Source organism: Devosia sp. Root413D1, from assembly GCF_001425235.1.
GTDB lineage: Bacteria > Pseudomonadota > Alphaproteobacteria > Rhizobiales > Devosiaceae > Devosia_A.
Genome location: NZ_LMEA01000007.1, coordinates 435319 through 462207, shown reverse-complemented (window position 1 = coordinate 462207; position 26889 = coordinate 435319). Strand labels below are relative to the sequence as shown.

Annotated in this window: 27 protein-coding genes; 15 read left to right on the top strand and 12 right to left on the bottom strand. The window is 65.4% G+C overall.

Annotated elements, in window-relative coordinates:
- The first annotated feature begins 57 nt into the window (after window positions 1-57).
- On the top strand, window positions 58-765 hold the full coding sequence (locus ASC89_RS07085; protein WP_055996206.1) for a gamma-glutamylcyclotransferase: 708 nt from the start codon (window positions 58-60) through the stop codon (window positions 763-765).
- A gap of 199 nt (window positions 766-964) precedes the next feature.
- On the opposite strand, the gene ASC89_RS07080 is transcribed toward ASC89_RS07085, so the two are convergent.
- Window positions 965-1279 carry a DUF1905 domain-containing protein gene (locus tag ASC89_RS07080; RefSeq protein WP_055996204.1) on the bottom strand — a complete coding sequence of 105 codons (315 nt, stop codon included), beginning with the start codon at window positions 1277-1279 and terminating at the stop codon, window positions 965-967.
- A 118-nt stretch (window positions 1280-1397) separates the two neighbouring features.
- Here ASC89_RS07080 and ASC89_RS07075 point away from each other — a divergent pair, with 118 nt between their 5' ends.
- Window positions 1398-1817 carry a VOC family protein gene (locus ASC89_RS07075; protein WP_055996201.1) on the top strand — a complete coding sequence of 140 codons (420 nt, stop codon included), beginning with the start codon at window positions 1398-1400 and terminating at the stop codon, window positions 1815-1817.
- Between the two features lie 40 nt (window positions 1818-1857).
- Here ASC89_RS07075 and ASC89_RS07070 read toward each other — a convergent pair whose 3' ends face one another.
- The gene (locus tag ASC89_RS07070) at window positions 1858-2661 is read right to left on the bottom strand and encodes a metallophosphoesterase (protein ID WP_055996198.1); all 804 of its coding nucleotides are present in this window, start codon (window positions 2659-2661) and stop codon (window positions 1858-1860) included.
- Between the two features lie 132 nt (window positions 2662-2793).
- Between ASC89_RS07070 and ASC89_RS07065 the strand changes: the two genes are divergently transcribed.
- Both ASC89_RS07065 and ASC89_RS07060 read left to right on the top strand, forming a co-directional pair.
- Window positions 2794-3816: an LLM class flavin-dependent oxidoreductase gene (locus ASC89_RS07065; RefSeq protein ID WP_055996195.1), complete on the top strand. Its 1023-nt coding sequence runs from the start codon at window positions 2794-2796 to the stop codon at window positions 3814-3816.
- Between the two features lie 25 nt (window positions 3817-3841).
- A complete protein-coding gene (locus tag ASC89_RS07060; protein ID WP_055996192.1) occupies window positions 3842-4417 on the top strand; it encodes an SOS response-associated peptidase in 576 nt (191 codons plus the stop codon).
- 77 nt (window positions 4418-4494) lie between these two features.
- Here the strand turns inward: ASC89_RS07060 and ASC89_RS07055 are convergent, their stop codons facing one another.
- The 3 genes from ASC89_RS07055 to ASC89_RS07045 form a co-directional block, all read right to left on the bottom strand.
- Window positions 4495-5514: a TerC family protein gene (locus ASC89_RS07055; protein WP_055996188.1), complete on the bottom strand. Its 1020-nt coding sequence runs from the start codon at window positions 5512-5514 to the stop codon at window positions 4495-4497.
- A 314-nt stretch (window positions 5515-5828) separates the two neighbouring features.
- A complete protein-coding gene (locus ASC89_RS07050; protein WP_055996185.1) occupies window positions 5829-7076 on the bottom strand; it encodes an FAD-binding oxidoreductase in 1248 nt (415 codons plus the stop codon).
- Window positions 7077-7138: 62 nt separating this feature from the next.
- The gene (locus tag ASC89_RS07045) at window positions 7139-7627 is read right to left on the bottom strand and encodes an Lrp/AsnC family transcriptional regulator (RefSeq protein ID WP_055996182.1); all 489 of its coding nucleotides are present in this window, start codon (window positions 7625-7627) and stop codon (window positions 7139-7141) included.
- Window positions 7628-7729: 102 nt separating this feature from the next.
- Between ASC89_RS07045 and ASC89_RS07040 the strand changes: the two genes are divergently transcribed.
- The 8 genes from ASC89_RS07040 (at window position 7730) to ASC89_RS07005 (ending at window position 19505) form a co-directional block, all read left to right on the top strand.
- Complete coding sequence (locus tag ASC89_RS07040; RefSeq protein ID WP_055996179.1) at window positions 7730-10096, top strand: transketolase; 2367 nt, start codon at window positions 7730-7732, stop codon at window positions 10094-10096.
- A 274-nt stretch (window positions 10097-10370) separates the two neighbouring features.
- A complete protein-coding gene (locus ASC89_RS07035) occupies window positions 10371-11978 on the top strand; it encodes an ABC transporter substrate-binding protein (protein WP_055996176.1) in 1608 nt (535 codons plus the stop codon).
- A gap of 189 nt (window positions 11979-12167) precedes the next feature.
- Complete coding sequence (locus ASC89_RS07030) at window positions 12168-13763, top strand: ABC transporter substrate-binding protein (RefSeq protein WP_156384534.1); 1596 nt, start codon at window positions 12168-12170, stop codon at window positions 13761-13763.
- A 56-nt stretch (window positions 13764-13819) separates the two neighbouring features.
- A complete protein-coding gene (locus tag ASC89_RS07025; protein ID WP_082533224.1) occupies window positions 13820-15589 on the top strand; it encodes an ABC transporter ATP-binding protein in 1770 nt (589 codons plus the stop codon).
- 13 nt (window positions 15590-15602) lie between these two features.
- Window positions 15603-16535 (top strand): ABC transporter permease, encoded by a 933-nt coding sequence (locus ASC89_RS07020; RefSeq protein WP_055878080.1) that lies wholly within the window; start codon window positions 15603-15605, stop codon window positions 16533-16535.
- Window positions 16532-17431, top strand: a complete 900-nt coding sequence (locus tag ASC89_RS07015) for an ABC transporter permease (RefSeq protein ID WP_055996170.1) — start codon at window positions 16532-16534, stop codon at window positions 17429-17431. Before ASC89_RS07020 ends, ASC89_RS07015 begins: the two co-directional genes overlap by 4 nt.
- 1 nt (window position 17432) lies before the next feature.
- A complete protein-coding gene (locus tag ASC89_RS07010) occupies window positions 17433-18638 on the top strand; it encodes an aminotransferase class V-fold PLP-dependent enzyme (RefSeq protein ID WP_055996165.1) in 1206 nt (401 codons plus the stop codon).
- Window positions 18639-18698: 60 nt separating this feature from the next.
- A complete protein-coding gene (locus ASC89_RS07005) occupies window positions 18699-19505 on the top strand; it encodes a FadR/GntR family transcriptional regulator (protein WP_055996162.1) in 807 nt (268 codons plus the stop codon).
- 32 nt (window positions 19506-19537) lie between these two features.
- Here the strand turns inward: ASC89_RS07005 and ASC89_RS07000 are convergent, their stop codons facing one another.
- Both ASC89_RS07000 and ASC89_RS06995 read right to left on the bottom strand, forming a co-directional pair.
- Window positions 19538-20047 (bottom strand): HPP family protein, encoded by a 510-nt coding sequence (locus tag ASC89_RS07000; protein ID WP_055878088.1) that lies wholly within the window; start codon window positions 20045-20047, stop codon window positions 19538-19540.
- A gap of 145 nt (window positions 20048-20192) precedes the next feature.
- Entirely contained in the window at window positions 20193-20654 is a 462-nt protein-coding gene (locus tag ASC89_RS06995) for a YaiI/YqxD family protein (RefSeq protein WP_055996159.1), read from the bottom strand.
- A 79-nt stretch (window positions 20655-20733) separates the two neighbouring features.
- Here ASC89_RS06995 and ASC89_RS06990 point away from each other — a divergent pair, with 79 nt between their 5' ends.
- Window positions 20734-21171 carry a hypothetical protein gene (locus ASC89_RS06990; protein WP_055878091.1) on the top strand — a complete coding sequence of 146 codons (438 nt, stop codon included), beginning with the start codon at window positions 20734-20736 and terminating at the stop codon, window positions 21169-21171.
- 9 nt (window positions 21172-21180) lie between these two features.
- On the opposite strand, the gene ASC89_RS06985 is transcribed toward ASC89_RS06990, so the two are convergent.
- Window positions 21181-21555, bottom strand: a complete 375-nt coding sequence (locus ASC89_RS06985) for a VOC family protein (RefSeq protein ID WP_055878093.1) — start codon at window positions 21553-21555, stop codon at window positions 21181-21183.
- 101 nt (window positions 21556-21656) lie between these two features.
- Between ASC89_RS06985 and ASC89_RS06980 the strand changes: the two genes are divergently transcribed.
- Window positions 21657-22106 (top strand): L-2-amino-thiazoline-4-carboxylic acid hydrolase, encoded by a 450-nt coding sequence (locus ASC89_RS06980; RefSeq protein WP_055996153.1) that lies wholly within the window; start codon window positions 21657-21659, stop codon window positions 22104-22106.
- Window positions 22107-22116: 10 nt separating this feature from the next.
- On the opposite strand, the gene ASC89_RS06975 is transcribed toward ASC89_RS06980, so the two are convergent.
- The 3 genes from ASC89_RS06975 to ASC89_RS06965 all read right to left on the bottom strand — a co-directional run bounded on the left by ASC89_RS06975 (window position 22117) and on the right by ASC89_RS06965 (window position 24960).
- Entirely contained in the window at window positions 22117-22473 is a 357-nt protein-coding gene (locus ASC89_RS06975) for a hypothetical protein (protein ID WP_055996149.1), read from the bottom strand.
- Between the two features lie 26 nt (window positions 22474-22499).
- Window positions 22500-23501 carry a P1 family peptidase gene (locus ASC89_RS06970; RefSeq protein WP_055996146.1) on the bottom strand — a complete coding sequence of 334 codons (1002 nt, stop codon included), beginning with the start codon at window positions 23499-23501 and terminating at the stop codon, window positions 22500-22502.
- 163 nt (window positions 23502-23664) lie between these two features.
- Window positions 23665-24960, bottom strand: coding sequence for a tetratricopeptide repeat protein (locus ASC89_RS06965; RefSeq protein ID WP_082533221.1), 1296 nt, complete (start codon window positions 24958-24960; stop codon window positions 23665-23667).
- 220 nt (window positions 24961-25180) lie between these two features.
- Here ASC89_RS06965 and ASC89_RS06960 point away from each other — a divergent pair, with 220 nt between their 5' ends.
- Complete coding sequence (locus ASC89_RS06960) at window positions 25181-25957, top strand: alpha/beta fold hydrolase (RefSeq protein WP_055996140.1); 777 nt, start codon at window positions 25181-25183, stop codon at window positions 25955-25957.
- A gap of 189 nt (window positions 25958-26146) precedes the next feature.
- Here ASC89_RS06960 and ASC89_RS06955 read toward each other — a convergent pair whose 3' ends face one another.
- A complete protein-coding gene (locus ASC89_RS06955) occupies window positions 26147-26887 on the bottom strand; it encodes an SDR family oxidoreductase (protein WP_055996137.1) in 741 nt (246 codons plus the stop codon).
- Window positions 26888-26889: the final 2 nt, after the last annotated feature.

Here is a 26889-nt window from a genome sequence, read left to right as displayed (position 1 = left end):
GCCGCTATCGGCATATCGACCTTCAACCAGCGGGGGGCGACCGCTTGGAGTTGGACGATGTCCTTACGCCGCTCCGCAATGGAGCTGACTGCTGAACTGGTTGCGCGGGTCGAGCGCACCGAGCCCGATCCGGGCCCGATGCCCGGCCAGCCCGACCCTACCGAAGCCGACCTCGAGGCCACGGCCGCCGCGCTGCTGACCAGCCGTCCGGATGGCCCGCTGTGGCTGTTCGCCTACGGCTCGCTGATCTGGAAGCCCGAGCTTACCCATCTCGAAGCCCGGCAGGCCGTGGCGCATGGCTGGCATCGCCGCTTCTGCATGCGGCTCACCCGCTGGCGCGGCACCCGCGAGGTGCCGGGGCTGATGATGGCGCTCGATCGCGGCGGCTCCTGCGCCGGGCTCGCATACCGGCTGCCCGATGCCGATCCGCATGGCCAGCTGGTGCGCCTGCTGGTCCGCGAGACCGACAGCCGGCGGCCGACCAATGTGCCGCGCTGGATGCGGCTCGCGACACCGAACGGGCCACTCCATGCGCTGGCCTTCGTTGCTTCGCCTGAGGGCGCCAACTATGCCGGCCGGCTGCCGCAGCGCGTGGTGGCGCGCACCCTGGCGCGCGCCGCCGGGCACTGGGGATCCGGAGCGCAGTATCTCTACAACACGGTGACGCAGCTCGAGGCGCACGGCATCCGCGACCGGAACCTGTGGGCGCTGCAGGCGCGGGTTGCCAAGGAGATCCGGGGGCTTACGCTGCCGGTGGCGGCGTGAGGCTGGTGGCGAGGCGTCCTGATCGATCGCTTTTCACCGGGGGCCGAACCACCCACGATGTCATCCCAGCGAAAGCTGGGACCCATTTCACAGCCCGCGCCAGAGGAGAGCTGGGTCCCAGCTTTCGCTGGGATGACAGCCGGTGGGTGGGGCAAGGATCGAAGCCAACCACGATGCCAGTGCAGCCTCGTAGCGAGCTCTAATCCCTAAACTGCAGCGGCACATAGCCGCCGCCGATGGTCATTTCGACATCGACCTGGTCGTCGGCGGTGACGCCCAGCTTGTTGCGCACCACCTGCTTCAGCGGCAGCAGGTAGCTGTCGTCCTTGGGGAACAGCGAAGTGGTGAAAGTGATGCCGTTAATGGTCGCCTCCACCGGGATGACGCCCCAGCCATAGCTCGCGGCCTTCTTCACCTTGCCGATCTCGGCGCCGATCTCGGTGGGGATGCGGGCATAAAAGAACGGCGCGGGCCCGCGCCAATAGATCACCGTCGCCCTGAACTGCAGTTCCATCCCTGCCTCCTCCGCCGGGCAAGTAGAGCGGACGGTCAAAGCTGTCGCAAGCCCACGCGTCTTGTTCTCGTCACGGCCGCCGACTAGCCTTTCGCGCAAGGCAGCACGGGAGGAAACCATGCCGACGCGCCTCAATCCCTACATCAACTTCAACGGCAACGCCCGAGCGGCGATCGAATTCTACCAGACGGTGTTCGGCGGCGAGCTGACCATCATGACCTACGCTGACGGCGGCATGCCGCACGACCCGGCCGACAAGGACAAGATCATGCACGGACAGCTGATTTCGCCCAGCGGCTACTGGCTGATGGCGTCGGACTCGCCGCCCGGCGTGCCGTTCACATCAGGCAACACCATGACGGTGTCGCTCAGCGGCGACAACGAAGCGGAGCTGCGCGGTTACTGGGAGAAACTGGTGGTCGGCGGCAACGTGATGCAGCCGCTCGAAAAAGCGCCGTGGGGCGACAGTTTTGGCATGCTGAGCGACAAGTTCGGTACGCCCTGGATGGTCAACATCACCGGCCCCGGCAACGCCTGACCGGCCGGCGGCGGGGCGGTGCGAGCCGCCCCGCGCAGTATCACTCGGCGGCAGCCGCCAGCACGATCTCCTCGTTGCCGTCGACGAAGTCTTCGAACAGCACGGTGGTGCGGTCCTCGGTGCCGATCACCACAGCCATCTGGCCGGGGCCGGTGAGGCGGCGGATCGGCTTGCCGGGCTGATCGACGTTGAAGCTCACCGAATAGTGGCCGCCGGCCAGCGTCGTGAACGGGATGCCGCGGTAGGTGGCGGTCGAGGTGACATGCACGTGGCCGGCGATCACCTGGCGGATGTCATTGTGCGTCGCCAGCGCCTCGAGGAACGGGCCATCCTCGAGGATGCGGATGGTGTCGGATTCGATGTGCAGCGCGTTGGCGTTGTGGTGGAGGATGACGATCACCGGCTTATCGGCGGCTTCCGCCAGCCGGGCCTTCAGCCAATCGATCTGCTGCGCCTCGAGCACGCCATCGACGCGGCCCGGCTCGGACGAATCGAGCAGCACGATGCGGTAGCCCTTCACATCGAGCACCTTGTCGACATGGCCGGTCTCACCGGCGAAATCGTTGCCGAACACGGCGAGGAAAGTCGGGCGGTCGTCGTGGTTGCCGAGCGTGATGTGCACCGGAATGGTGAGCCTCGCGAGGATCGCCTGCAACCGGCGATAGGCCACGGCCTGGCCGAGATCGGCGAGGTCGCCGGCGAGGATGCAGAAATCGGCATCGGCATAGCGGGCATTGATGGTGTCGACCGCGATCTCCAGCCGGGCGGCGGTATCGAGCGTCATCGACAGCTCGCCCTCCGCCACCAGATGCAGGTCGCTCATCACGATGAATTTCAGTGTCACGGCAGTGGCCCCATGGTTGATGGCGGGCCTCCTAGCCGCCCCCGATGACCGGCGCGTGACAGACGCCGTCGACGTTGATCCCACTCCCTTGCCGTGACATCTAGGAGGTCCGGCAACGCTAAGGCCAATACCATGAAGAAGATCGGTTTCCTCTCGTTCGGGCACTGGACGCCCTCGTCGCAATCGCAGACCCGTTCGGCAGCCGATGCGCTGCTGCAATCGATCGATCTGGCCGTGGCGGCCGAGGAACTGGGCGCGGACGGCGCCTATTTCCGCGTCCACCACTTCGCGCGCCAGCTCGCCTCGCCGTTCCCGCTGCTGGCTGCTGCTGGCGCCAGGACCAGCCGGATCGAGCTCGGGACCGCCGTCATCGATATGCGCTACGAGAACCCGCTCTACATGGCCGAGGACGCCGGCGCCGCCGACCTGATTGCCGGTGGCCGGCTGCAGCTCGGCATCAGCCGCGGCTCGCCCGAGCAGGTGATCGATGGCTATCGGCATTTCGGCTATGTGCCGGCCGAGGGCCAGACCGATGCCGACATGGCGCGCGGCCATGCCGAAGTGTTCCTCGACGTGCTCGGCGGCGAGGGCTTTGCCCAGCCCAATCCGCGCCCGATGTTCCCCAATCCGCCCGGGCTCTTGCGGCTCGAGCCGCATTCGCCGGGGCTCAGGGACCGGATCTGGTGGGGCGCCGCGACGACGCCGACGGCGCAGTGGACCGGCAAGATGGGGATGAACCTCCAGAGTTCGACCCTGGTGATGGCGGAATCCGACAAGCCCTTCCACATCCAGCAGGCCGAGCAGATCGCGGCGTTCCGCGCCGCCTGGGCGGAAGCAGGTCACACGCGGACGCCGCGCGTCTCGGTCAGCCGCAGCATCTTCCCGCTGGTCACCGACATGGACCGCGCCTATTTCGGCGGTGACGCCCGCAGCCAGGATCACTTCGGCTATATCGAGCCGGGCAAGCAAGCTGTGTTCGGCCGCAGCTACGCGGCGGAGCCGGATCAGCTGGTCAAGGAGCTGGCCGAGGACGAGGCGATCAAGAGCGCCGATACGCTGCTGCTGACGGTGCCCAACCAGCTCGGCGTCGCCTACAATGCGCATGTTATCGAGGCAGTGCTCACCCACGTCGCGCCGGCGCTCGGCTGGCGCTGATCGATCCTGAGGCGCGGAGGGCCCGATGTGTAACGATTACGAACAGCACGTCACCCACCAGCAGTATCTCGAGGCGATCAAGGGGCTGGAACTCGACAGCAGCGATGCTGCGGCCGAGTTGCCGGAGGCCGACGATATCCGCATCGGCGACATGGGGCCGGTGCTCAGGGCGGCCGGCAACGGCGTCGAGGTGGTCTCGATGCGCTTCGGCTGGCCACCGCCGCGGCCCAAGGCGCCGCCGGTGTTCAACTTCAAATCCGACGGGCGGCACTTCGACAAATCGAAGCGCTGCCTCGTCATCCTCTCGGGCTTCTTCGAGTTCACCGGCACGAAATCGCCCAAAACCAAGCACCGCTTCAGCGTGAAGGGCTCGCCGATCATGGCGATTGCGGGCCTCTGGAGTGAGGACGCGGATGGCGCGCTGAGCTTCACCATGCTCACCACCGAGCCCGGGCCGGATATCGCGCCCTATCACGACCGGCAGGTCTGCGTAATCCTGCCGGAAGATTGGGCGCACTGGCTGTTTCTCACCAAGCCCGAGGAGGAGCTGCTGAAGCCGCTGCCCGAGGGAACGCTCGATGTGGTGACGGTGCGGCCTTAGGGCGGCTCGTAGTCGGCGTCCCTCCCCCGCAAGCGGGAGAGGGAAGCCCGACTGCCAGGCTCGTGGGCGGCTTCCCCTTACGGCTCGAGCCTGCCCTGCTCCGGCTGTGCGTCCGCCGAAACGCTCCGCTCGTTGCGGGTCTTCCACAGCGAGTAGAGCACGCCGCCGGCCAGCACGCCGAGGGTGACCGCGAGCGACAGGAAGGTGTCGATCTTCACGTCGAACGGCACCAGCGCCACCTTGATACCGATCAGCACCAGGACGATCGCCAGCGAGACCTGCAGGTAACGGAAGCGGTTCATCGCCGCGGCGAGCGCGAAGTAGAGCGCACGAAGCCCCAGGATGGCGAAGATGTTGGAGGTGTAGACGATGAAGGTGTCCTGCGTGACGGCGAACACCGCCGGCACCGAGTCGACGGCAAAGATCAGGTCGACGGTCTCGACCATGATCAGCGCCACGCCGAGCGGGGTGAGGAAGGTCACGAGCTTGCCGGTCTTGCTATCGGGGAGCCTGGTCAGGAAGTTCTTGCCGTCGAGGTTCTGCGAAATCCGGAAATGCCTGCGCAGGAATTTGAGGATCGGGTTGGCCTCGATGTCCGGCTCCTTGTCCTGATGCGAGAACAGCCGGACGCCGGTGAAGATCAGGAAGGCGCCGAACAGCACCAGCACCCAGCTGAAAGAGTGCACCAGAGCCGCGCCGAGGCCGATCAGCAGCGCGCGGAAGACGATGACGCCGAGAATGCCCCAGAACAGCACGCGGTGCTGGTAGAGGCGGGGGATGGCGAGGAAGCCGAAGATGGTCGCGATGACGAACATGTTGTCCATCGCGAGGCTCTGCTCGATCAGGTAGCCGGTGTAGAATTCGAGCCCGGCTTCCGCGCCGCGGCTGAACCACACCCAGATGCCGAACAGCACCGCGACGAACACGTAGCCGGCATAGAGCGTCAGGCTCTCGCGGGCAGAAATCTCGTGCGCGTTGCGGTTGAGAATGCCCAGGTCGAAGACCAACAGGCCAATGACGATGGCGAGGAACGCCACCCAGAAATAGACGGGAGTACCAAGGAAATCGCCCATAAGGGCGCTGAGCAGCATATCCATGCCGGACCTCTCCATGTGAACGTTGGAGCAGTTCCGACATCACGGAGCGTAGAAGTGCTGCCGTCAGAGGGGCCCGGTACCGCCCTGAGAACGTAGCGAGCCGTTCGCCGAGTTCAACCCCTGCCCCAGCGGCAAAATGCGGCAGGGTGGGTTCTGCGCCTGCCGCGGCAGCGGTGCTAGCAGACCCCCACCCCTGTCCCCTCCCCCTAAGAATGGGGAGGGAGACCAAAACACAGGCATCACAGTCTGCGTCTCCCTCCCCATTCTTAGGGGGAGGGATCAAGGGTGGGGGTCGGCCCGCACCGGCCTGGCGTCTAGAGGAACCGCTTGGCCGAGAAGGCCGTGGGGTCGACGAACGGCGCCTCGCCGGTGATCATCTCGGCGATCAGTCGACCGGTGACCGGACCCAGCGTGATGCCGTGGTGGGCATGGCCGAAGGCGAACCACAGCCCCTGGTGACTGGGCGCCGGGCCGATGATCGGCATCATGTCGGGCGTCGCCGGCCGCGCGCCGCGCCAGGGCTGAGCTTCGAGCCGCTGGCCGAGGCCCGGGAACAGTTCACGGGCATAGGGTTCGTCCCGATCGACCTGCACCGGGGTCGAGGGGGCATCGCGCAGCGCGAACTCGGCGCCGCTGGTGAGGCGAATGCCGCGCGCCATCGGGGTCAGCAGATAGCCGTAGCTGGTATCGAGGATCCAGTTGCTCAGCGGCTGCGCCGCGGGCTGGCCAAAATGCATGTGATAGCCACGCTTCACGCCCAGCGGCAGGCGATAGCCGAGCCGGCTGGTGAGATCACCGGCCCAGGGACCGAGCGCGATCACCGCGTCGCGGGCTTCGAGCACGCCGTCCGCCACCGGCAGGCGCCAGCCGCTGGTGCCCTGCTGCAGGTTCAGCGCATCGCCAGTGACCACCACACCGCCCAGCTGCTCGAACAGCTCGCGATACTTGACCACCAGTCCACCGGGGTCGCGGATGCTCCATGGGTCGGTCCAGTGCAGCGCCCCCTCGAGCGGGATGCCGAGGCCGGGTTCGACCTGGTGCATCTCGTCGCTACTGAGCTCGGCGCTGCCGATACCGAAATCGCGGCGTAGCCCCTCGGCCTTGAGGTAGCCTTCGTCCTGCTTGGCCTTGTCGCGATAGAGCAGGTACCAGCCCTTCTTTTCAATGAGGTGGCTCGCCCCTGCCCGCTCGATCAGTGGTGCGTGCTCGTTGATCGACTGGGCGATCAGCGGCGCATAGGTCTCGACGATGCGGCGGTACTGCTCCGGCCGGGAGTTCCACCAATAGCGCGCGAGGAACGGCGCGATGCGCGGCAGCGCGCTGAGGTGGTAGTGCATGTCGGTGCGGTTGTTCAGCCCGTAGCGCAACAGCTCGCCGACGCCTTGCGGAAAGGCGTGCGGCATCACCGCTTCGCGCTGGATCAGGCCGGCATTGCCGTAGGAGGTTTCCTCGCCGGCGCCGCGTCGGTCGACCAGCACGGTCCCCCTGCCCCGCATCTGCAGGTGCACCGCGATGCTGACGCCCACCATACCTGCGCCAAGAACGATGCTGTCGGCCTGCATGACTCACCCGAGGAGAACTGTCGGGTCCGCTTTTAGCGATGTTCGGCGCCGCCGTAACTGCGTCAGATGGGCAGCACGCGGGAGTATTTCACCTGGCCGAGCGAGAAGCTCGATTCGATCGAGCTGACGCCCGCCACCTGGGTCAGCTTCTCGCGCAGGAAGGCCTCATAGGCGGCAAGGTCGGCACAGACGACGCGCAGCAGGAAATCGAACTGGCCGGTCATCAGGTAGCACTCCATCACCTCGGGCCAGCCGGCAATGGCGGCGCCGAAGCGATCGAGCTCCTCGGCCCGCTGCCGCTCCAGCTTGATCGAGATGAACACCGAGACCGGCAGGCCGACCGCCTTCTGGTCGACCACCGCGCTATAGGCGGCAATGATCCCCGCCTCCTCCATCTGGCGGATGCGGCGGAGGCATGGCGAGGCCGAGAGCCCGACGCGATCGGCGATGGCCTGGATGGTCATGCGGCCATCTTCCTGCAGCGCCCTGAGGATGCGGCGGTCGATTCCCGTCAGCTCGGTTCTGGCAGAATTCACCGGCTTGGGCGGCATTTCGTGGCAAATCCTGCGCAATGGGATGACAGAGCAGTCACAATAGGCAGGAAACACCCAACCGGCTAGTGCACCGTTAATGTCAGACATTTGGGAGGGAACATGTCGACGGAGCGTATCGCCCTGATTGAGGCGCTGGCTGGCAAGGCCTTGTGGTTATCCAACTGGATGATCCACCACGCCAACCATCTCCGCCCCAACCCGGACGGGGTGAAGGTGGGTGGCCACCAGGCCTCCTCCGCTTCGATGACGGCGATCCTGTCGGCGCTGTATTTCGGCATTCTCAAGCCCGAGGATCGCGTGGCGGTGAAGCCGCACGCCGCGCCGGTGTTCCACGCCATCCAGTATCTGTTCGGCAAGCAGAGCCTCGACAAGCTCAAGACGTTCCGCGGCTATGGCGGGGCGCAATCCTACCCGTCGCGCACCAAGGATGCCGACGACGTCGATATCTCCACCGGCTCGGTCGGGCTCGGCGTCGCCTTCACCGCCTTCGCCTCGATGATCCAGGATTACGTGCGCGCCAAGCCCTGGGCGAAGCAGCGCGCCGAAGGCCGGATGATCGCCTTGGTCGGCGATGCCGAGCTCGACGAAGGCAATGTCTACGAGTGCCTGCTCGAGGGCTGGAAGCATAGCCTCCGCAACACCTGGTGGATCATCGACTACAACCGCCAAAGCCTCGACGGCGTGGTGCGCGAGGGGCTCTACGACCGGATCGAAGCGATCTTCCGCGCCTTCGAGTGGAACGTGGTGACGCTCAAGTATGGCGCCAAGCAACGCCGCGCCTTCGCCGAGCCCGGCGGCGAGCGGCTGCGCGACTGGATCGACGCCTGCCCCAACGCGCTTTATTCGGCGCTGATGTTCCGCGGTGGCGCCGCCTGGCGCGAGCGGCTCAGCGATGAGATCGGCGACCAGGGCGAGGTGAGCGCGCTGCTGGAGCGCCGTACCGATGCCGAACTGGCCGAGCTGATGGCCAATCTCGGTGGCCACTGCATCGAGAGCCTGCTCGAGCAGTTCGAGGGTCAGACCACCGACAAGCCCACGGTGTTCATTGCCTATACCGTCAAGGGCTGGGGCACGCCGCTCGCTGGGCACAAGGACAACCACGCCGGGCAGATGACCGGTGCGCAGATCGAGAGCCTCAAGGCTTCGATGCGGGTGCGTGACGGCCACGAGTGGGAACGCTTCGAGGGGCTGAAGCCGTCCGAGCGTGAGCTGCAGGCCTTTCTCGATAACGTCCCATTCAACACCAACCAGTCTCGACGGCTTTCCTCCCCAGCCGTCCCGGCGCTGGGACCGCAGTTCGTCGGTCCCGGCGCCACTTCCACGCAGACAGCATTCGGCAAGATCCTCGACGCCATCGCCAAGACCGACAGCGAGCTGGCGCGCCGCATCGTCACCACCTCGCCCGACGTCACCGTCTCGACCAATCTCGGCACCTGGGTGAACCGGCGGCACCTGTTCGCCAACCGGGAGATGGCCGACATCTTCCAGAAGGAGCGCATCCCGAGCGCGCAGAAGTGGCAGTTCACGCCCGATGGCCAGCATATCGAGCTGGGCATCGCCGAAATGAACCTGTTCCTGCTGCTCGGCGCGGCGGGCCTCAGCCATTCGCTGTTCGGCGAGCGGCTGCTGCCGATCGGCACGCTCTACGATCCGTTCATCGCCCGTGGCCTCGATGCGCTGAACTATGCCTGTTACCAGGATGCGCGGTTCCTGCTGGTCGCGACGCCTTCGGGTGTATCGCTCGCCGGCGAAGGCGGGGCGCACCAATCGGTCGGCACGCCCCTGATCGGCATGGCGCAGGATGGGCTGGCTTCGTTTGAGCCGGCGTTTGCCGACGAGCTCTCGGTGATCATCGACTGGGGCTTTGACTATATGCAGCGCGACGGCAGCGACCGGGCCGATCTCGCCGACTGGCCGCGCGACGTCTCCGGCGGCTCGGTCTATCTTCGCCTTTCCACCCGCGCCATCGAACAGCCGCCGCGCGAGGTGACGCCCGCGCTCGCCAGCGACATCATTCGCGGCGGCTATTGGCTGGTACCGCCGACGCCGAATTGCGAGGCGATCATCGCCTACCAGGGTGTGCTGGCCAGCGAAGCGATTACCGCAGCCGGGATGATCGGCGGCGAGCGGCGCAACGTCGCAGTTCTGGCCGTCACCTCGGCCGATCGGCTCAATGCCGGCTGGCACGGCGCACAGCGGGCGCGCCTGCATGGCGACCGTGATGCCACCTGCCATATCGAGAATTTGCTCGCCGACGCACCGGACTCCGCAGCCCTCGTCACCGCAATCGACGGGCACCCGGCTACCCTCGGCTGGCTGGGCAGCGTGCGGGGTCACCGCGCCATTACGCTGGGGGTCGAGCACTTCGGCCAGACCGGCACGGTGACCGATCTCTACCGACATTTCGGCATCGACGCGGCGGCCATCGCCAACGCGGCACAAAGCCTGTTCGGGGGCCGGAGATGAGCCCGTTCGGCATGCTGAACGGCATCCCGGCAAAACTATGCCAACCTTGTCATTGGCGGGCCACAAACGGCTTGCCAAGCCAATCTGGAGTTGTCAGACATATGTCATAAGGCCGATTGCGAGGGGAAATGCAGTCGGCCAATGAACCGGTTCCGGGCGGGGCGTCTATGCCCGGAAACCGCTCATGCGAGGCCCGTTCGGACAGCGGTTCGCCGAGGTTCGGCCGGGGCACAGGGGACGTCAAGCAGTAGCTCTGCAACAAGGAGGGAGCTCTATGAACGCGTTGCTGAAATTTGTCGGCGCGGTCGCGCTGGCCGCGGGATTGACCGCCGTGCCAGCGTTGGCGCAGACAAAACTCACCGTACCGGGTGGATCCACCACCGGCACGTATATGGACTACATGAAGACGGTCTACGCGCGCGCTTCCGGCGCCGAGCTGCTGCAGGAGCCGCTGACCAGCTTCGACAACGAGTACCAGCTCACGCCGCTGGCCGCGACCAGCTGGGACCAGTCGGCCGATGGCCTGACCTGGACCTTCCACCTGCGTGACGGCATGAAGTGGAGCGACGGGGCCCCCGTCACCGCGAACGACTACATCTTCGCCCTGCAGCGCGCCGCCACTACCGGCTATGATTTCGCCTGGTACTGGAGCTTTGCCTCGGGGATCAAGAACTGGGACGACGTGTCGGCCGGCAAGGCAGACGTTTCGACCCTCGGCCTCAAGGCCGTCGACGACAAGACTATCGAAGTCACCACCGCGGCGCCCAAGCCCTACCTGCCGGGCGTGGTTTCGCTGTGGTACCCGGTGCCCAAACACCAGTTCGACAAGTTCGGCGATGACTGGGCGAGCAACGTCGCCAACGTCCTCTCGTCGGGTCCGTTCCTGCTCAAGTCCTGGGAGAAGTCGAACAACTCGGTCGTCCTCGTCAAGAACCCGGACTATAACGGTCCGTGGGTGGCGCAGGTCGACGAGCTGACCGTCGATCCGTCGGTGGGCCTGCCGGAAGTCGGCATGCCGGCCTTCCTCGCCGGTGATCTCGCCTACACCACGCTCAATGCCGGCCAGATCCCGGTGGTGAAGCAGCGGTTCCCGGACTCGATCCGTACCGAGGCGGTGTTCGCCACGTCCTACCTCGCCTTCGATCTCGAAAAGGCGCCGTTCGACAATGCCGACGTCCGCAGGGCGCTCTACTACGCCGTCAACCGCGACGAGCTGACCGCCACCGTGCTCAAGGATATCGCCATCCCGGCGCACTCGATCCTGGCGCCCGGCTACCCTGGCTACAGCGACAAGGTCGCGGCGCAGGCCGTGTTCGACCCCGCCAAGGCCAAGGAACTGCTGGCCAAGGCCGGCTACCCGAACGGCGAGGGCTTCCCGACCATCGAAGTCTGGTTCCGCGAGGAAGGCGGCTATAACGGCGCGATCCTCCCCGCCATGGCGCAGTACCTGCAGGCCCAGTTCAAGGACATCCTGGGAATCACCATGAATATCAAGGTGATGCCGGGCAAGGACTGGATGGAGGGCATGCTCGCCCGCAAGAACAACATCTACCTGGCGCCCTACGAGTACGACTACCTAGACCCGTCGAACTTCTACGGCCTGTTCTACAATGGTGGCCGTCACAGCTACCACGTGGCCGAGTACGACAAGCTCGTCGCCGAGGCCGACAAGAACCCGGTCTGGGAAGAGCGCTTCAAGCTCTACGAGCAGGCTGAACAGGTGATGATTGATCAGGGCCTCATCGTGCCGCTGGTGCACCCGGTCATCACTGCCGCCGTCAGCGAGGACATCACCGGGCCGGGCGTCACACCCAACTCGCGTGGCTTCACCCCGCTCGGCCGTATCGGCAACTTCCTCTACTCGCACATCTCGGTGAAGTAGCAGAACTCGCGTTCCCCGGCTTCGGCCGGGGAACGTCTCCGGGCCCCGTACCCGCGACGCGAGAGGACCTGTGACATCCCACAACGGGAGCGCGGGAGGACGTCGCAAGAAGCACTCCGAGGGCCGCCGCACGGGGCGTGCACGCCCTGGCCCATCGGATCCTGTGCACAAATACTTGAGGAGAGTGGATTGAATTTGCTGCTGAAATTGGCAGGGCCGATAGCGCTGGCGGCAAGTATGGCCGGGCCGGCGCTGGCCCAGACCGTGACTGTCCCCGGACAGTCCACGACGGCCACCTATATGGATTACATGAAGACTGTTTATGCCCGCGCCGCCGGCTCGGACATGATCCAGATCGGCCTGACCGCCTTCGACAAGGACTTCAACCTTACCCCGATCGCGGCGGAGAGCTGGTCGCAGTCGGCCGATGGCCTGACCTGGACGTTCAAGATCCGGCCCGAGCTCAACTGGAGCGACGGCGAACCGCTGACCGCTGAGGACTTCGTCTTCGCGCTGCAGCATGCGGCCACCACCGGCTACGACTTTGCCTGGTACTGGAGCTTTGCCGGCGGCATCAAGAACTGGGACGACGTGACGGCCGGCAAGGCCGACGTAACGACCCTCGGCCTCAAGGCCGTCGATGACAAGACGCTCGAAGTCACCACCACGGCGCCCAAGCCGTACCTGCCGAGCGTCGTATCGCTCTGGTACCCGGTGCCCAAGCACCAGTTCGACAAGTTCGGCGAAGAATGGTCGACCAATGTCGAGACCATCGTCTCGTCGGGTCCCTGGGTGGTGAAGGAATGGGTGAAGTCCAACAACACCGTCACGCTCGCCAGGAACCCCGACTACAAGGGCCCCTGGATGCCCGAGATCGATGAAGTCGTGCTCGACTCCTCGCTCGGCCTGCCGGAGGTGGGCGTGCCTGCCTTCCTCGCCGGGGATGTCGACATGACCTCGCTGAATACCGGGCAGGTGGCGATGATGCGGCAGCGTTATGCCGACCAGATTCACACCAACCCGGTGTTCTCGACCAACTATATCTCGTTCGATCTCGACAAGGCGCCGTTCGACAATGTCGACGTCCGCAAGGCGCTCTACTACGCCATCAACCGTGACGAGCTGACCTCGACCGTCCTCAAGGATATCGCCATCCCGGCCCATTCGATCCTGCCGCCCGGCTTCCCCGGCTACAGCGAGAATGTCGCCAAGCAAGCGGTATTCGACCCTGAGAAAGCCAAGGAACTGCTGGCAAAGGCCGGCTACCCTGATGGCAAAGGCTTCCCTGACATCGAGATCTGGTTCCGCGAGGAAGGCGGCTATAACGGCGCCATCCTGCCGCCGATGGCGCAGTACCTGCAATCGCAGTTCAAACAGATCCTCGGGATCACCATGAACATCAAGGTGATGCCGGGCAAGGACTGGATGGAAGGCATGCTGGCGCGCAAGAACAACATCTATCTGGCGCCCTACGAGTACGACTACCTCGACCCGTCGAACTTCTATGGCCTGTTCTACAATGGCGGCCGGCACAGCTACCACATCGCGGCCTATGACGACCTGGTCAAGCAGGCCGACTCCGCCCCGACCTGGGACGAGCGCGTGAAGCTCTACGAACAGGCCGAGCAGGTGATGATCGACCAGGGGCTGATCGTGCCGCTGACCCATCCGATCACCATGAACGTCGTGTCCGACAAGCTCGGTGGCGATGCCATGACGCCCAACAAGCAGGGCTTCTACCCCAACTGGTCGGGTTACGTTTACACCCACCTGACCAAGAACTAGTCGCGAAAACCAGTGCTCCCGGCCGGTGGCCGGGGGCACCCAGTTCGGAACAGCGCATGACTCTCGTAAATATCAAAGGCCTGAAGGTCAGCTTCCGTCAGCATGGCGGCCAGATCGACGCGGTACGCGGCGTCGATATCCAGCTTGCGGAAGGCGAAAGCCTGGGCATCGTCGGGGAGTCCGGTTCGGGCAAGTCCGTCTCGTGCCTGGCGCTGATGCGGCTGTTGCCCAACACGGCGACCATCACTGCCGACCGGCTCGAGCTCGATGGGGTCGACGTGCTGAAAGCCAAGCCGCGCCAGATGTCGGCGCTGCGCGGCAAGATTGCCGCGCTGATCTTCCAGGATCCGGCCACGGCGTTCGATCCGGTGTTCACCATCGGCCACCAGATGGTCGAAACCATCCGCACGCATCGCGATGTCACCAAGGAGACGGCGCTGGCCGAGGCCGAGCAGCTGCTGCTCAAGGTCGAGATCAAGAACGCCAGGGATGTGCTGAACTATTACCCGCACCAGCTTTCCGGCGGCATGCTGCAGCGCGCCATGATCGCCATGGCGCTCAGTTGCCGGCCCAAGGTGCTGATTGCGGACGAGCCGACCACGGCGCTCGACGTCACCATCCAGGCGCAGATCCTGCAGCTCATCAAGGGCCTGCAGGCCGAGATGGGCATGGCGCTGATCATGATCACCCATGACCTCGGCGTCGTCGCCGAAACCGTCGAGCGCGTCGTCGTCATGTACGGTGGGCGGGTGATGGAAGAAGGTACCGTCGACCAGATCTTCGACACCCCCAAGCACAGCTACACCCAGTCGCTGCTGGCGAGCCTCAGGGCCGGCGAATCCCGGCGGGCCGAGCCGGGCACCGGCGAGCCGATCGCCCCTGCCCTGGAGCTGCGCAATCTCTCCAAGGTCTATGCGCTGCGCCGCCGCGGCCGGATCTTTTCGACCTATGTCGACTTTCCGGCGGTGCGCGGGGTCAACCTGGTGCTGCCGCGCAACAAGATCGTCGGCCTCGTCGGCGAGTCCGGCTCGGGCAAATCGACCACCGGCATGATGGCGATGCGCCTCTTGGAGCCGACCGCCGGACAGATCTTCGTCGACGGCACCGATATCTCCAAGCTCGACGTCACCGCGCTCAAGGCGTTCCGCCGCCGTATGCAGGTGGTGTTCCAGGACAGCTATTCGGCGCTCGATCCGATGATGACGCTGGCCCAGATCATCGCCGAGCCGCTCAACATCCACGGGGTGAAGAGCTCGCGCGAGCAAACCGAGGAAGCACTGAGCTGGCTGGAGCGCGTCGGCATGGACCGCAGCTTCGGCAACCGCTACCCGCACGAGCTATCGGGTGGTCAGCGGCAGCGCGTCGCCATTGCGCGGGCGCTGATCCTCGGGCCCTCGGTGCTCGTCGCGGACGAGCCGACCTCGGCGCTCGACGTTACCGTCAAGGCACAGATCATCGGGCTGCTCAAAAACCTGCAGAAGCAGATGGGGCTCTCGATGCTGTTCATCAGCCATGACCTCAGCGTCGTGCGCTCGCTGACCGACAGCGTGGTGGTGATGTACAAGGGCCGGGTGGTCGAACAGGCGCCGACGGCCAATATCTTCGCCAACCCGCGCCACCCCTATACGCGTTCGCTGCTCGATGCGATCCCGGTCACCAACCCGAGGGATCGCCGCGAGCGTACGTTCATCACCGCCGACGACATCGCCGCCGGCACGCCGCGCCTGTCGCGCTCCAGCCTCGCGGCTGAAGCGGCAGCCGGCGACATTCCGCAGCTCGTGAGCGTGGCCCCAGGCCACCTCGTCGAAGCCATCGTCACCAACTGATGGAGGTCCGGGCATGATTGTCTATCTCATCAAACGCCTGCTCTCGGTCGCCGTGACCTTCTTCATCGTTTCGCTGGTCATCTTCCTGATGATGCACGCGGTGCCGGGCGGTCCGTTCACCGAAAAGGACATGCCGCTCTCCGCCGCGGTCAAGGCTGCGCTCAATGCCAGGCTGGGCCTCGATCAGCCGCTCTGGGTGCAGTACGTCAACTACATGGCGGGCGTGCTGCAAGGAAACTGGGGTGTTCCCTACCAGTCGCCGGGCGAGACAGTGATCAGCCTGTTGCAGCAGGCCTGGGTGCCCAGCCTGATCCTTGGCGGTTCCGGCGTCATCATCGGCGCCGCCCTCGGTATCCTGATCGGCATGGCGGCGGCGCTGAAGCGCAACAGCTGGATCGACTACCTCGCCTCGACGCTGTCGGTGCTCGGCCTCACCATCCCGGTGTTCGTCATCTCGATGCTGCTGATCCTGATCTTTGCGGTCTGGCTCAACTGGCTGCCGGCCAGCGGCTGGGGCAAACCGGAACGGTGGATCCTGCCGATCATCGCATACGCCGCGATCCCGCTCGCCACCTATGCCCGCTATACGCGCTCGGCGATGCTCGACACGCTCAACCGGCCGTTCGTTACGGCACTCCGTGCCAAGGGGCTGAGCGAGCGGCGGATCATCTTCCAGCACGTCCTGCGCAACTCTGCCATCCCGATGGTCACGGTGTTCCTGCCGATGTTCATGGGTACGGCCACCGGCTCTATTTTCGTCGAGGCGATGTTCCGTATCCCCGGGCTCGGCAGCTACTTCGTCTCCTCCATCGAGAACCGCGACTATCCGCTCGAGATGGCGCTGGTGCTGATGTTCACCATCGGAATCTGCTTCGCCTACCTGATTTCCGATATCGCCTACGCGTGGCTCAATCCGCGCATCCGTCTCGGAGATGACGCGAAATGACCACCGACATCGAAACCGGCGCCCTCGCGGTCCCCCCCGCGCATACCCAGCACAGCCCGGCCTATTTCGCCTGGCGGCGCTTTGCCGCCAACAAGGCGGCGGTGACCGGCGGCATCGTGCTCGGGATCATCATCCTCGCCGCGATCTTCGCGCCGCTGTTCACCAAGAGCGCTCCAGACGCCCAGCTCTACCTGACGCAGTCGCTGGCTTTCCCGTCGGCCGAGTTCTGGTTCGGCGTCGACGATCTCGGACGCGACTTCTTCACCCGTATCGTCTACGGCGCCCGCGTGTCGCTGCTGATCGGCTTTGCCGCCGCGACCTGCAGCCTGTTGATCGGGATCCCGATCGGCGCCATCGCCGGCTATTTCGGCGGCCGCGTCGACTGGTTCATCATGCGCGTCATCGAAATCTTCTCGGTGGTGCCGCCGCTGCTGGCAGCGATGCTGCTGGGGGCGCTGGCCGGCGGTGGCTTCTTCACCATCATCGTGGTGGCCTCGCTGTTCGGCTGGTTCGGCGTGTGCCTCCTGGTCCGGGCCCAGGTGAAATCGTTCCGTGAGAAGGAGTTCGTACGCGCGGCGCAGGCGCTCGGCGCCTCGCCCTGGTACATCCTTCGCCGTCACGTCATCCCCAACTCGCTGTCGCCGATCATCGTCGGGTTCGTGCTGTCGGTGCCGGGCGCCATGATGCTCGAGGCCAGCCTCAGCTTCCTCGGTATCGGTGTGGCGCCGCCGACCCCGAGCTGGGGCCAGATGATCAATGTCGGCATCAACTTCATGTTCTTTTACTGGCACATGGCCGTGTTCCCCACGGCAGCCCTCGCCATCACCGTGCTCGCCACGACGCTGTTCGGCGACGGCCTGCGCGACGCACTCGATCCCACACTGAAAGGCCGCTGACTTGTCCTCCAATCTCGCGCGACACTTCCTCCTCCGGGACGATGTCGTTTTCCTGAACCATGGCTCTTTCGGCGCCTGCCCGCGTCCGGTGTTCGAGACCTACCAGGCCTGGCAGCTCGAGCTGGAACGGCAGCCGGTGGCCTTCCTCGGCCGCGACCTCAGCGAACGCACCAAGGTGCCCCGCGTGGCGCTCTCGGCATTTCTCGGCACGACCTCGGAGAACATCGTCGGGCTGGTCAACGCCACCGAAGGGCTCAACATCGTCGCCCAGTCGCTAGACCTAAGGGAAGGCGACGAGATCCTGACGACCGATCACGAGTATTCGGCGCTGGAAAAGACCTGGGCCTATGTGGCGCGCCGCACCGGCGCCAAGATCGTCACGGTCAAGGTGCCGATGCCGCTGGTGTCCGAGGCGGCCTTCACCAACACGCTGGTCGAGGCGATGAACGAGCGCACCAAGGTGCTGTTCCTCAGCCACATCACCTCGCCGACGGCGCTGCGCTTCCCGATCGAGCGGCCGATTGCCGAAGCCCGCAAGCGCGGCATCTGGACGGTGATCGACGGCGCCCACACACCCGGCCATATCCCGCTGAACCTCGATGCGATGGGCGTCGACTTCTACTCGGGCAACTGCCACAAGTGGCTGATGACGCCCAAGGGCTCGGCGTTCCTCTATGTCCGGCCGGAACTGCAGGGCCTGATCAATCCGCTGGTGATCAGCCACGGCTGGACCGTCGACTCAAAACTCCCCGACGCCAAGGGCGCCTTCGGCAACAGCCCGTTCATCGACGAGCTGGAGATGCAGGGCACCCGCGACCCAGCGGCCTGGCTGAGCGTGCCGTCGGCGATCAAGTTCCGTGAGGACCATGACTGGACCCGCGTGGCGGCAGATTGCCGCGAGCTGGCGCAGGAAACGGCGCGGCGCCTGCAAGCGCTGACGGGTCTAGAACCGCTCAGCAGCCCGGAGTTCTGCGCGCCGCAGATGGTGGCGATGCCGGTCCCCGAGTTCGAACCGGCGGAGTTCTCCAAGGAGCTGATGGCGCGATACGCGATCGAGATCCCGGTATTCAAGTGGCAGGACCACCACATCGTCCGGGTTTCGGTGCAGGGCTACAACTCGAAGGCGCAGATGGACATCCTCATCGGCGCATTGACGGAGATGCTGGATTTGCAGGGCAAACCGGAGCTGGCACGTCAGCATGGCTGACAAAACCGCCGAATTGTGATGGTGGTGCCGGCACGGCCATTCGGGCCGGGAGGAACAGGCGTGGCGCAGGACGGAGTACTGAGCTACCTCGAACCGCTGGAGACGCGGACGCGCGGCGTTGCCGTGCTGGATGCGCTCGCCGAAATGATCGAGCGGGCCGGGCTGAGCGTCGGCGATCGGCTGCCGCCGGAAGTCTCGCTGGCGACCACCCTCGGGGTTGGCCGTTCCACCATCCGCGAGGCGCTGAACCGCTGGGAGGGCCTCGGCATCATCCGCCGCCGGCGTGGCGATGGCACCTACCTCGCGGCCAAGGTGCGAACCTCACGCGGGCTCGCACCGACGATGATCCGCTTCGAGGGCGAGGCCCTGCTCCGCCTGGTCGAGGTCCGCCGGGCGCTCGAGAACGAGGTGGTGCGTAAGGCGACCGTCAACGCCACCAAGGCGCAGCGGGCGGAAATCTCGCGGCTCTGCGATGTGCTGCTGGCCGATGTCGCGGCGCGCCGCAACTGGCACAAGGCGGACGCCGCTTTCCACGGCGCCATCTACGAGGCGTCCGGGAACCCGATGTTCGGCGAAATCCTGCACAAGCTCGACGAGGCGCTGGAGCGATCCAACGAGTCGCCGTTCGGCCGTGACGATTTCGGCCTCGACTCGTTCCCGCCGCATCGCGACCTGGCCGATGCGATCGTCGCCGCCGACCCGGCCCTGGCCGTGGCAGCAATCAACGATGTGCTCGACAAGGTGCGCGACGAGATCGAGATGATCATCGACACTGGAGCGTTTTCAGGAAAAGTTGCAGACTTTTCCGGTTCGAAAACGCGACAAATCAATGGGTTGAAGCACATTACCGTTTCAACGAAACGGTAATGTGCTTCGGGACTGCTGGAGGTTGAGGCAGCTCAGCCGGGGCGCGTCGGACGGCGCGGGTAAGTCACCCGCGGCGGCAGCTGGTGGTGCACCACGGCCACCGCGACGAGGCAGGCGGCGCCCGCCACGACCACGAGGAACAGCGTATCCATCGGCATATGGGTGGAGAACGCCACCAGCGGCACCGCGCCCGCCGGCGGATGTGTGACGCGCAGCAGCAGCATCGCAGCGATCACCAGACCAACGGCGATGGTGGCCACCCACCAGGCTGACGGCAGCAGCGCGAAGATCGCCACGCTGATCACGGCTGCCACCAGATAGCCACCGAAAATGTTGGCGGGCTGCGCCAGCGGGCTCTCGGCCTGCCCGAACAGCAGCACGGCGGTCGCGCCGAACGGCGCCAACAGCATCGGCAGCCCGGTCCAGGCGGCCAGCCCGCCCACCAGGGTCATCGCCACCACAGCGCCGGTGCCGGATTTCAAGTGCGCCAAAGTCTGGCCGCGCGGCTCGTGCCGGTGGATGAAATCGAGAAGACGGCTCAAGTGGGAATACTCGGGCAGGAAAACGGTGCACGTTTGAAGCGCAGTTTGCTGCTCAATTCAAGGGCATACCGCCCAAACTTAAGGCTGATATGGGAACTTCTATCTCAGGCGCGGCCATGGCAGTCCGGCTGAAGCTGGTCCTGCCTCACTCACCCTGCCGCTTGGCGCGTTGCACCGCGGCATCGAACGCATGGAGGAAGTTGGAGCGATCCCTGGCGGTAAAGCCGGCATTGTAACCCTTGCTCTCGCCGGTCTCGCGCAGATGCTGGTTCAGCTCACGCATCGCCAGCGCCATGCCAATCGAGTGCTCGGTGAACGGCTTACCGGTCGGCCCGAGTACCATTGCGCCTTCTTTCAGCGCCCGGCTGGCCAGCGGAATGTCCGACGTGATCACCAGGTCGCCGGCGCCCGCATGCTCGACGATCCAATCGTCCGCGGCATCGGCGCCCTGTGGCACCATTACGTTGCGCACCATGGGGTCGCGCGATGGCCGCAGCCCGAAATTGGCGACGAAAGTGGTCACCATGCCGTGCCGCTCGGCGACGCGCAGCACCTCGTCCTTCACCGGACAGGCATCGGCATCCACAAAGATCTGCGCTACAGCCAAACTTGACGACTCCGCTGCAATCGCGCCGCAATGACGGCGCACCCATGCCATGACAATAGCAACGACACCGGATTCGCCGATGCGCCTTTTGCCGCTCTCTCTCCTCCTCGTCCTGCCCCTGTTGGCCGCCTGCAACAACGACAGCACGCCCAAGGCGCCTTCGGCCGAAGCGCCTGCCGCTGCCGCCACGCCCGCCAAGGCGCCGGCCACGGGCAAGACGCCCGCCGCACCGGCCACCGCGGCGAAACTTCCGCCTGGCGCTCGCCCGCTGATCGGCAGCTGGGCGGCGCTCGATTGCACCGACAAGACCGGCCTCACGGTGGTGTCGGCAGGCAAGTTCTCGGCCGGCGGCAAGAGCTGCGACATCGCGCTCAACGACAACAAGGACGGCACCTTCAGCGCCACCTGCAACAAGCAGGACCTGAAGCTGACGCCGATCTTCGGTCCATCAGGCGAAGGCATCCGGATCGCCGTGGGCGACGCCAAGTCGAGCACGGTGTTCCGCTGCTCGAAATAGCCTGACGCTCTACATGCCCTGAACGAAGCCGAGAATGTTGCCCTCGCTGTCCTTGGCCCAGGCGTTTTTCACCGGGCCAAAGCTGGCGACGCCGTTCTCGGTCTTCAAATCCGGCAAGTCGTAGTCGAGGAACGTGACCCCCTTGCCGCGCATGTCCCGCATGTCGGCGTCCAGATCGACCGTGTCGAACGACAGCATGGTGTGCTCGGCCGTGCCGGCAAAATCCGACTTGTAGAGGAAGGCCTGGACGCCGTTGAGCTCATAGTTGGCGCCGTTCTCATCCTGCCTGGCAGGCGCGATCCCCAGCTTGTCCCGATACCAGGCCACTGCCCGCTCGACGTTGTGGGCGGGGATCATGGCGGTTGCTCTGCTTTGCGCGTTCATCGCGTCCTCCATCGTTGTCGAAGTGGCAAACGCATCAGACCGGCCGGGGTTTCCTGCTGCGGACGATCCTGCCATCATCGCGTGACGCCGGAGAGCTGCCGATGACCCCATTCGAACGCATCACCACCGAGGTCCGGGCCCAGATTCCGCTGGTCCGCGCCATGGAGGCCGCGCTCGGCAAGGAACGGGCGCATGCGTTGGTGCGGGTCGCGCTCGATAAGGCCAACCGCGCCGTCGTCGCGCAGCGCGGCTCCTTGCTCGATATCCCCACCCTCGCCACAGAGTTTGCCGGCTTCGGCGAAGGGGTACGTTATGAGTTCGAGACGCTGGAACAGACGGACGTGCTGCTGCGCAACCAGGTCAACCACTGCGACTACGCCGAGTTCATGGAACAGATCGGCGCCCGCGATCTCGGTGAACTGTTGATCTGCAACGGCGATTTCGCCATGGCCGACGAGCTGGGGCTAAGGCTCGAGCGGACCAAGACCTGCATGAACGGCGATGGCATGTGCGATTTCTGCTACCACGTGAAGGCAGCGTCGGCGGCATGAGCCTCGTGGCTCAGCGCACCTGTTCGACGTCCACCCAGATGTAACCGCGAGCCTGCAGTTTCACCAGACCAATGCGGGCATACTCCATGCCCTGGTTGGCCTTGGCTTCGAGGTCATAGAGCAGCCCGTTGATAGAGTCTCGAGCGCCGGCCTTGGCATAGAGTTCGAAAGCGCGGACATAGTCCCGCTTCACGCATTTCACGCCAGGCCAGCCACCGCGGCTATAGAGGTTTCCGGCGGCGACCATCTGCTTGGGGCCTTTCTCAGCCTCGGCAATGATGCGTTCGCACTGTTGCTTGGGTGTTTCTTCCGCGAAGGCGGGCCCAGCGAGCGCCGACAAGATCAGCGCAGCAAACAGATATTTCATGTCCAACAAGCCCCACGCGCCGGATGTTATCCCCAGCGCTCCCGCCAAGTGGGTACCACATCATTTTCGGCTGCGCTCGCGGAATAGATGGCCCGCGCCATGGCTCTACTGAGGCAGACCGCCGCCGCGTGGCCGAGTTGCAGAGCATTCAGCACCGGCGTGGTAATCGGCTTTGCGCCGGTCGATACGGAAAAGATCAGGTCGCCGTCGACCTGGGTGTGAGCCGGGCTGGCGCCGCGGGCGATGCCGTCCTGGGCCGCCACGGCGAGGCGCTTCAGCTGCGCCTTGCTGAGGTCGGCATCCGTGGCGACGATGGCGATGGTGGTGTTGGAGATCGGCGTCACCCAGTCGCGCTTCGAGCGTGCGGTTTGCTCGAATGGCAGCGGCCCGGGCAGCGGGCCGAGGCCGCCGAACTCGCCATCCACCTCGAACGGCGCGGCCCAGAAATGCTTGCTGTCGCCCATGGTGACGCTGCCCGTGGGGTTCGCCACCACCAGCGCCCCGACGGTGAAGCCGCCGGGGATCACCAGCGAGGCTGAACCGAGCCCGCCTTTGAGGTTCGCCGTCAGCGCGCCGACGCCGGCGCCCGCCGTACCGAGGGCGAAATCCTCTCGGGCATTGGCGAGCGCCTGAGCGCCAAGCGCCCGATAGGGGTTCTCGTCCCAGTCCTTGTCGCCATTGTTGAGCAGGTCGAAGATGATGGCGCCGGGGACGATCGGCACCGTGGCCTTCTCCACCCGGAAACCGCGGCCGAGCTTGCGCAGCCCATCGGTGACGCCGGATGCGGCGTCGAGCCCGAAGGCCGAGCCGCCCGAAAGCACAAGCGCGTCGATGTCCTCGACCAGCTTGTCCGGGGCCAGCAGTTCCGTCTCGCGCGAGCCGGGCGAGCCACCCATCACATCGACCGAGGCGCGGAACGGTTTGTCCGCCACCAGCACGGTGGTGCCGGTCTTGATCCGATGGTCTTCGGAATTGCCGACCCGCAGGCCGGCGACGTCAGTGATCAGGTTGCGCGGTCCGGGTTGCATCCGGGCTCCTTTGTCAGGATTCGAACTCTGCGGCACCCTAGCCCACCCCCAGCACCGGGTCATTCCCGCGCAGGCGGGAATCTCCGTTTGCGATGTCACCGCGAGCAAGAAAACAGAGGTTCCCGCTTTCGCGGGAATGACCCGGTGGTCGTGGCAAATGAAGTCAGGCGGCCGTGCCCAGCCGTTCCTTGACCAGCGCCAGCGCCTGGTTGACCGGCACACCATCCGGGTCCCAGGTGCGGCGCATCTCCAGCATCTGCTGGGCGATCACCCAATTGCCGAGCTTCAGATGCGCATCGAGCAGCAGCTGCCCGAACAGGTCGCGCTGCGCGTGGCTGCCGCCGATCTCGGTCATCCGCGGGTTGGCGACCGAAAGCCACTTCGCCGCTGCTGCGTAGTCGCCTCGCGCATGCGCCAGGACGCCCCGCGCCGCCGGCAGCGCCACTTCCCGCCAGACCACCCGATCGAAAGCCGACGAGGTCGCGGCCTTCTCCTCAACGGCGCGCATCAGCTCGTCGGCTTCGACGCGCTCGGCTCGCGCCAGCCCATAGAGATATTGCAGCGTCAGGAAGGGCTGGATGGTGTCGCGCCCCCTGCCCCGCATATGGTCCGCCACATCCTCCCAGCGGTTGCCGACATCCATGCCGGCGACCTCCATACGAGCCAGCAGCGACACGGCGCCCACCTGGTCCTGCGAATAGCCCGGCTCGATGCCCCAGACATGGTTGTCATAGGCATCGAACACCGCGGCGTGGTCGCCCTGGCTGATGTGGAACAGCGCCTTGTGCCACCAGTTGTGGGTGTACATGAAGGAGTTGAGATCGACCCAGGTCCGCTGCGCCTCGGCAAGGAACTGCACGCCCTCCTCGACGCGCCCGGTGCCCAGCATCACGTGCGCCAGCGCATGCTGCGCCCAGGGCTCCTTGGTCTTCAGTTTCAGCGCCAGCCGCGCCTCGCGCTCGGCCGTCTCGAGATCGTGCAGTTGCTCGTAGCCGAAGGCCAGCATGCCGTGAATATGCGGGTTGTCGGCATTCGCCGCCTCCGCCGCCTTGGCGATGCGCAGCATGTTGGCGGCATCGCCACGGTTGAAGCTGAAATACTGGTGCAGCTTCACCGAGGTGAGGTCGCGCGGATGGCGGGCGACGATCTCGTCGCCAATCGCCTGCACGGCAGGAATGTCGTCGGCGATCCAGCGCTCCAGCTGCGCGATCAGCATCCGCTCGCGTTCGTTGGCGCCGGCGGCGGCAGCCTCGGCCCGTGCGAGGTATTTGCCCGCCATAGCCTTGGCGCCCTCGGCCTCGAGGAACATCCAGGTGAAGCCGGCATAGGTGTTGGCAAGCACCGCATCCGGCTCGCCGTCGGCTGCGGCAATGATGTTGGCAGCCTTCTTCTCGTAGCCGAGGAAGCCGGTGACGAAATCGTCGATCCCCTGCAGCGTCGCTGCGGAGGCGCGGCTCACTTCATTTCCGAGGGCGTCCTGTGCCATGCTCGCACTGGGCAAGATTGCGTTTCTTTGAACCGCACTCCTGCTCCAGGTCCTTGTTTTGTCGCGAGATCGAACCGGAAAGGTCTGCAACCTTTCCTGATCACGCTCCAGCCATTTATCCAACCGGTCAAATATAGACCTCGCGTCAGACCTGTCCACGCCACGGCCGAGCAAAAACAATCGAGATTGCCGCATGCCTGAGTTCCAGAACGGCGCCGCCACGGTGCACTACGAAATCCTCGGCGAGGGCAAGCCGCTGTTGCTGATTGCGGGCACGGCGAGCGATGGTGCCAGCTGGGGCCCGCTGTTGCCGTTGCTGCCCGGCCGGCAGCTGATTCTGATCGATAATCGCGGCTCCGGACGAACGCGGGTCGAAGGCCCGATCGAACTCGCCGAGATGGTCGCCGATTGCGGAGCGCTGCTCGATCATCTCGGGCTCGAGCGGGTCGAGGTGATCGGACATTCGCTCGGCGGCTTCCTCGGTCTGGCGCTTGCCGCCACCCATCCCACCCGGGTCAAACGGATGGTGACGATGGGCGCGGGCACCATCAACCCCAAGGCACGAGTGCTGTTCCGCGACCTGTCGCGGCTCTACTTCACGGTCCCGGCGCCCGATTGGTTCCGGTTGCTCTACCAGTGGTTGTTCTCGACGCCGTTCTTTGCCGACGAGGCGAACGTCGCGGCGGCCGCGGCGGCTTCCACTGCCTACCCGCACCGCCAATCGCCCGGCGATTTCGCCCGACAGGTCGCAGCGATCGATCGCGGCATGATCGTCGATCTCTCGACGGTCGCCTGCGAAGTGCTGGCGCTCTCAGGCGATCTCGATCTGCTGGCGCCGTTTGGTGCTGTCGAGGAACTGCACGGCAAGGTGCCGCGCTTCACCCATGCGCCGATCGCCAACGCCGCCCACTCGCTGCATTGGGAAACTCCGGCGGCGGTGGCGCGGGAGATCAACGCGTTCCTGCGGTAAGCGGTTCGCGGTTAAGGTTGAAGCACCGGCCCACAAGATGGTGCACCGCCTCGCCTCCCCACCGGCTGTCATCCCTGCGAAAGCTGGGACCCATTTCGCCGCCTGCGCCAGCTGATGGTTGGGTCCCAGCTTTCGCTGGGATGACACCGAGTGGGTGGGACGAGTTGTGCAACTCAGTAATCGAACGCGCTAAATAACCCGGCCGCCATCAACCTCCAGCGCCACGCCGGTGATCATCGAGGCTTCGTCCGAGCAGAGGAAGCAGGCGGCATTGCCCATGTCCTCGGGGGTCGAGAAGCGGCCGATTGGGATGGTCGAGAGGAACTTGGCCCGGATCTCGGGCGTATCCTCGCCCATGAAGGTCTTGAGCAAAGGCGTCTCGCCGGCCACCGGATTGATGGCGTTGACCCGGATGCCCAGTGGCGCCAGCTCGACCGCCATCGACTTGGTCGCCGTCACCATCCAGCCCTTCGACGCATTATACCAGCTGAGCCGGGGGCGCGGGCTCACGGCGGCGGTCGAGGCGACGTTGAGGATCGCGCCGGTCTTCCGCGCCTTGAAATGCGGCACGAGATGCCGCGCGGTCAGGTAGACCGACTTCATGTTGACGTTGAACACCCGGTCGAAATCGGCCTCGGAAATCTCGTCCAACGCCGCCGGCAGGTGCGAGACGCCGGCATTGTTGACGAGGATATCAACCTTGCCGAAGGCCATCAGCGCCGCCGCCGCCAGCTGATTGACGCTCGCATCCTTGCTGACGTCGACATGGCCTGCCTTCTGGCCGAGTTCTCTTGCCAGCGCCTCGGCGCCGTCGAGGTTGATATCCGCGATCAGCACTTTTGCGCCCTCGGCAGCGAACTTCCGTGCGATGCCGGCGCCAAACCCTGATGCGCCGCCCGTAACGATGGCGACCTTGCCTTCCAGTCTCATGA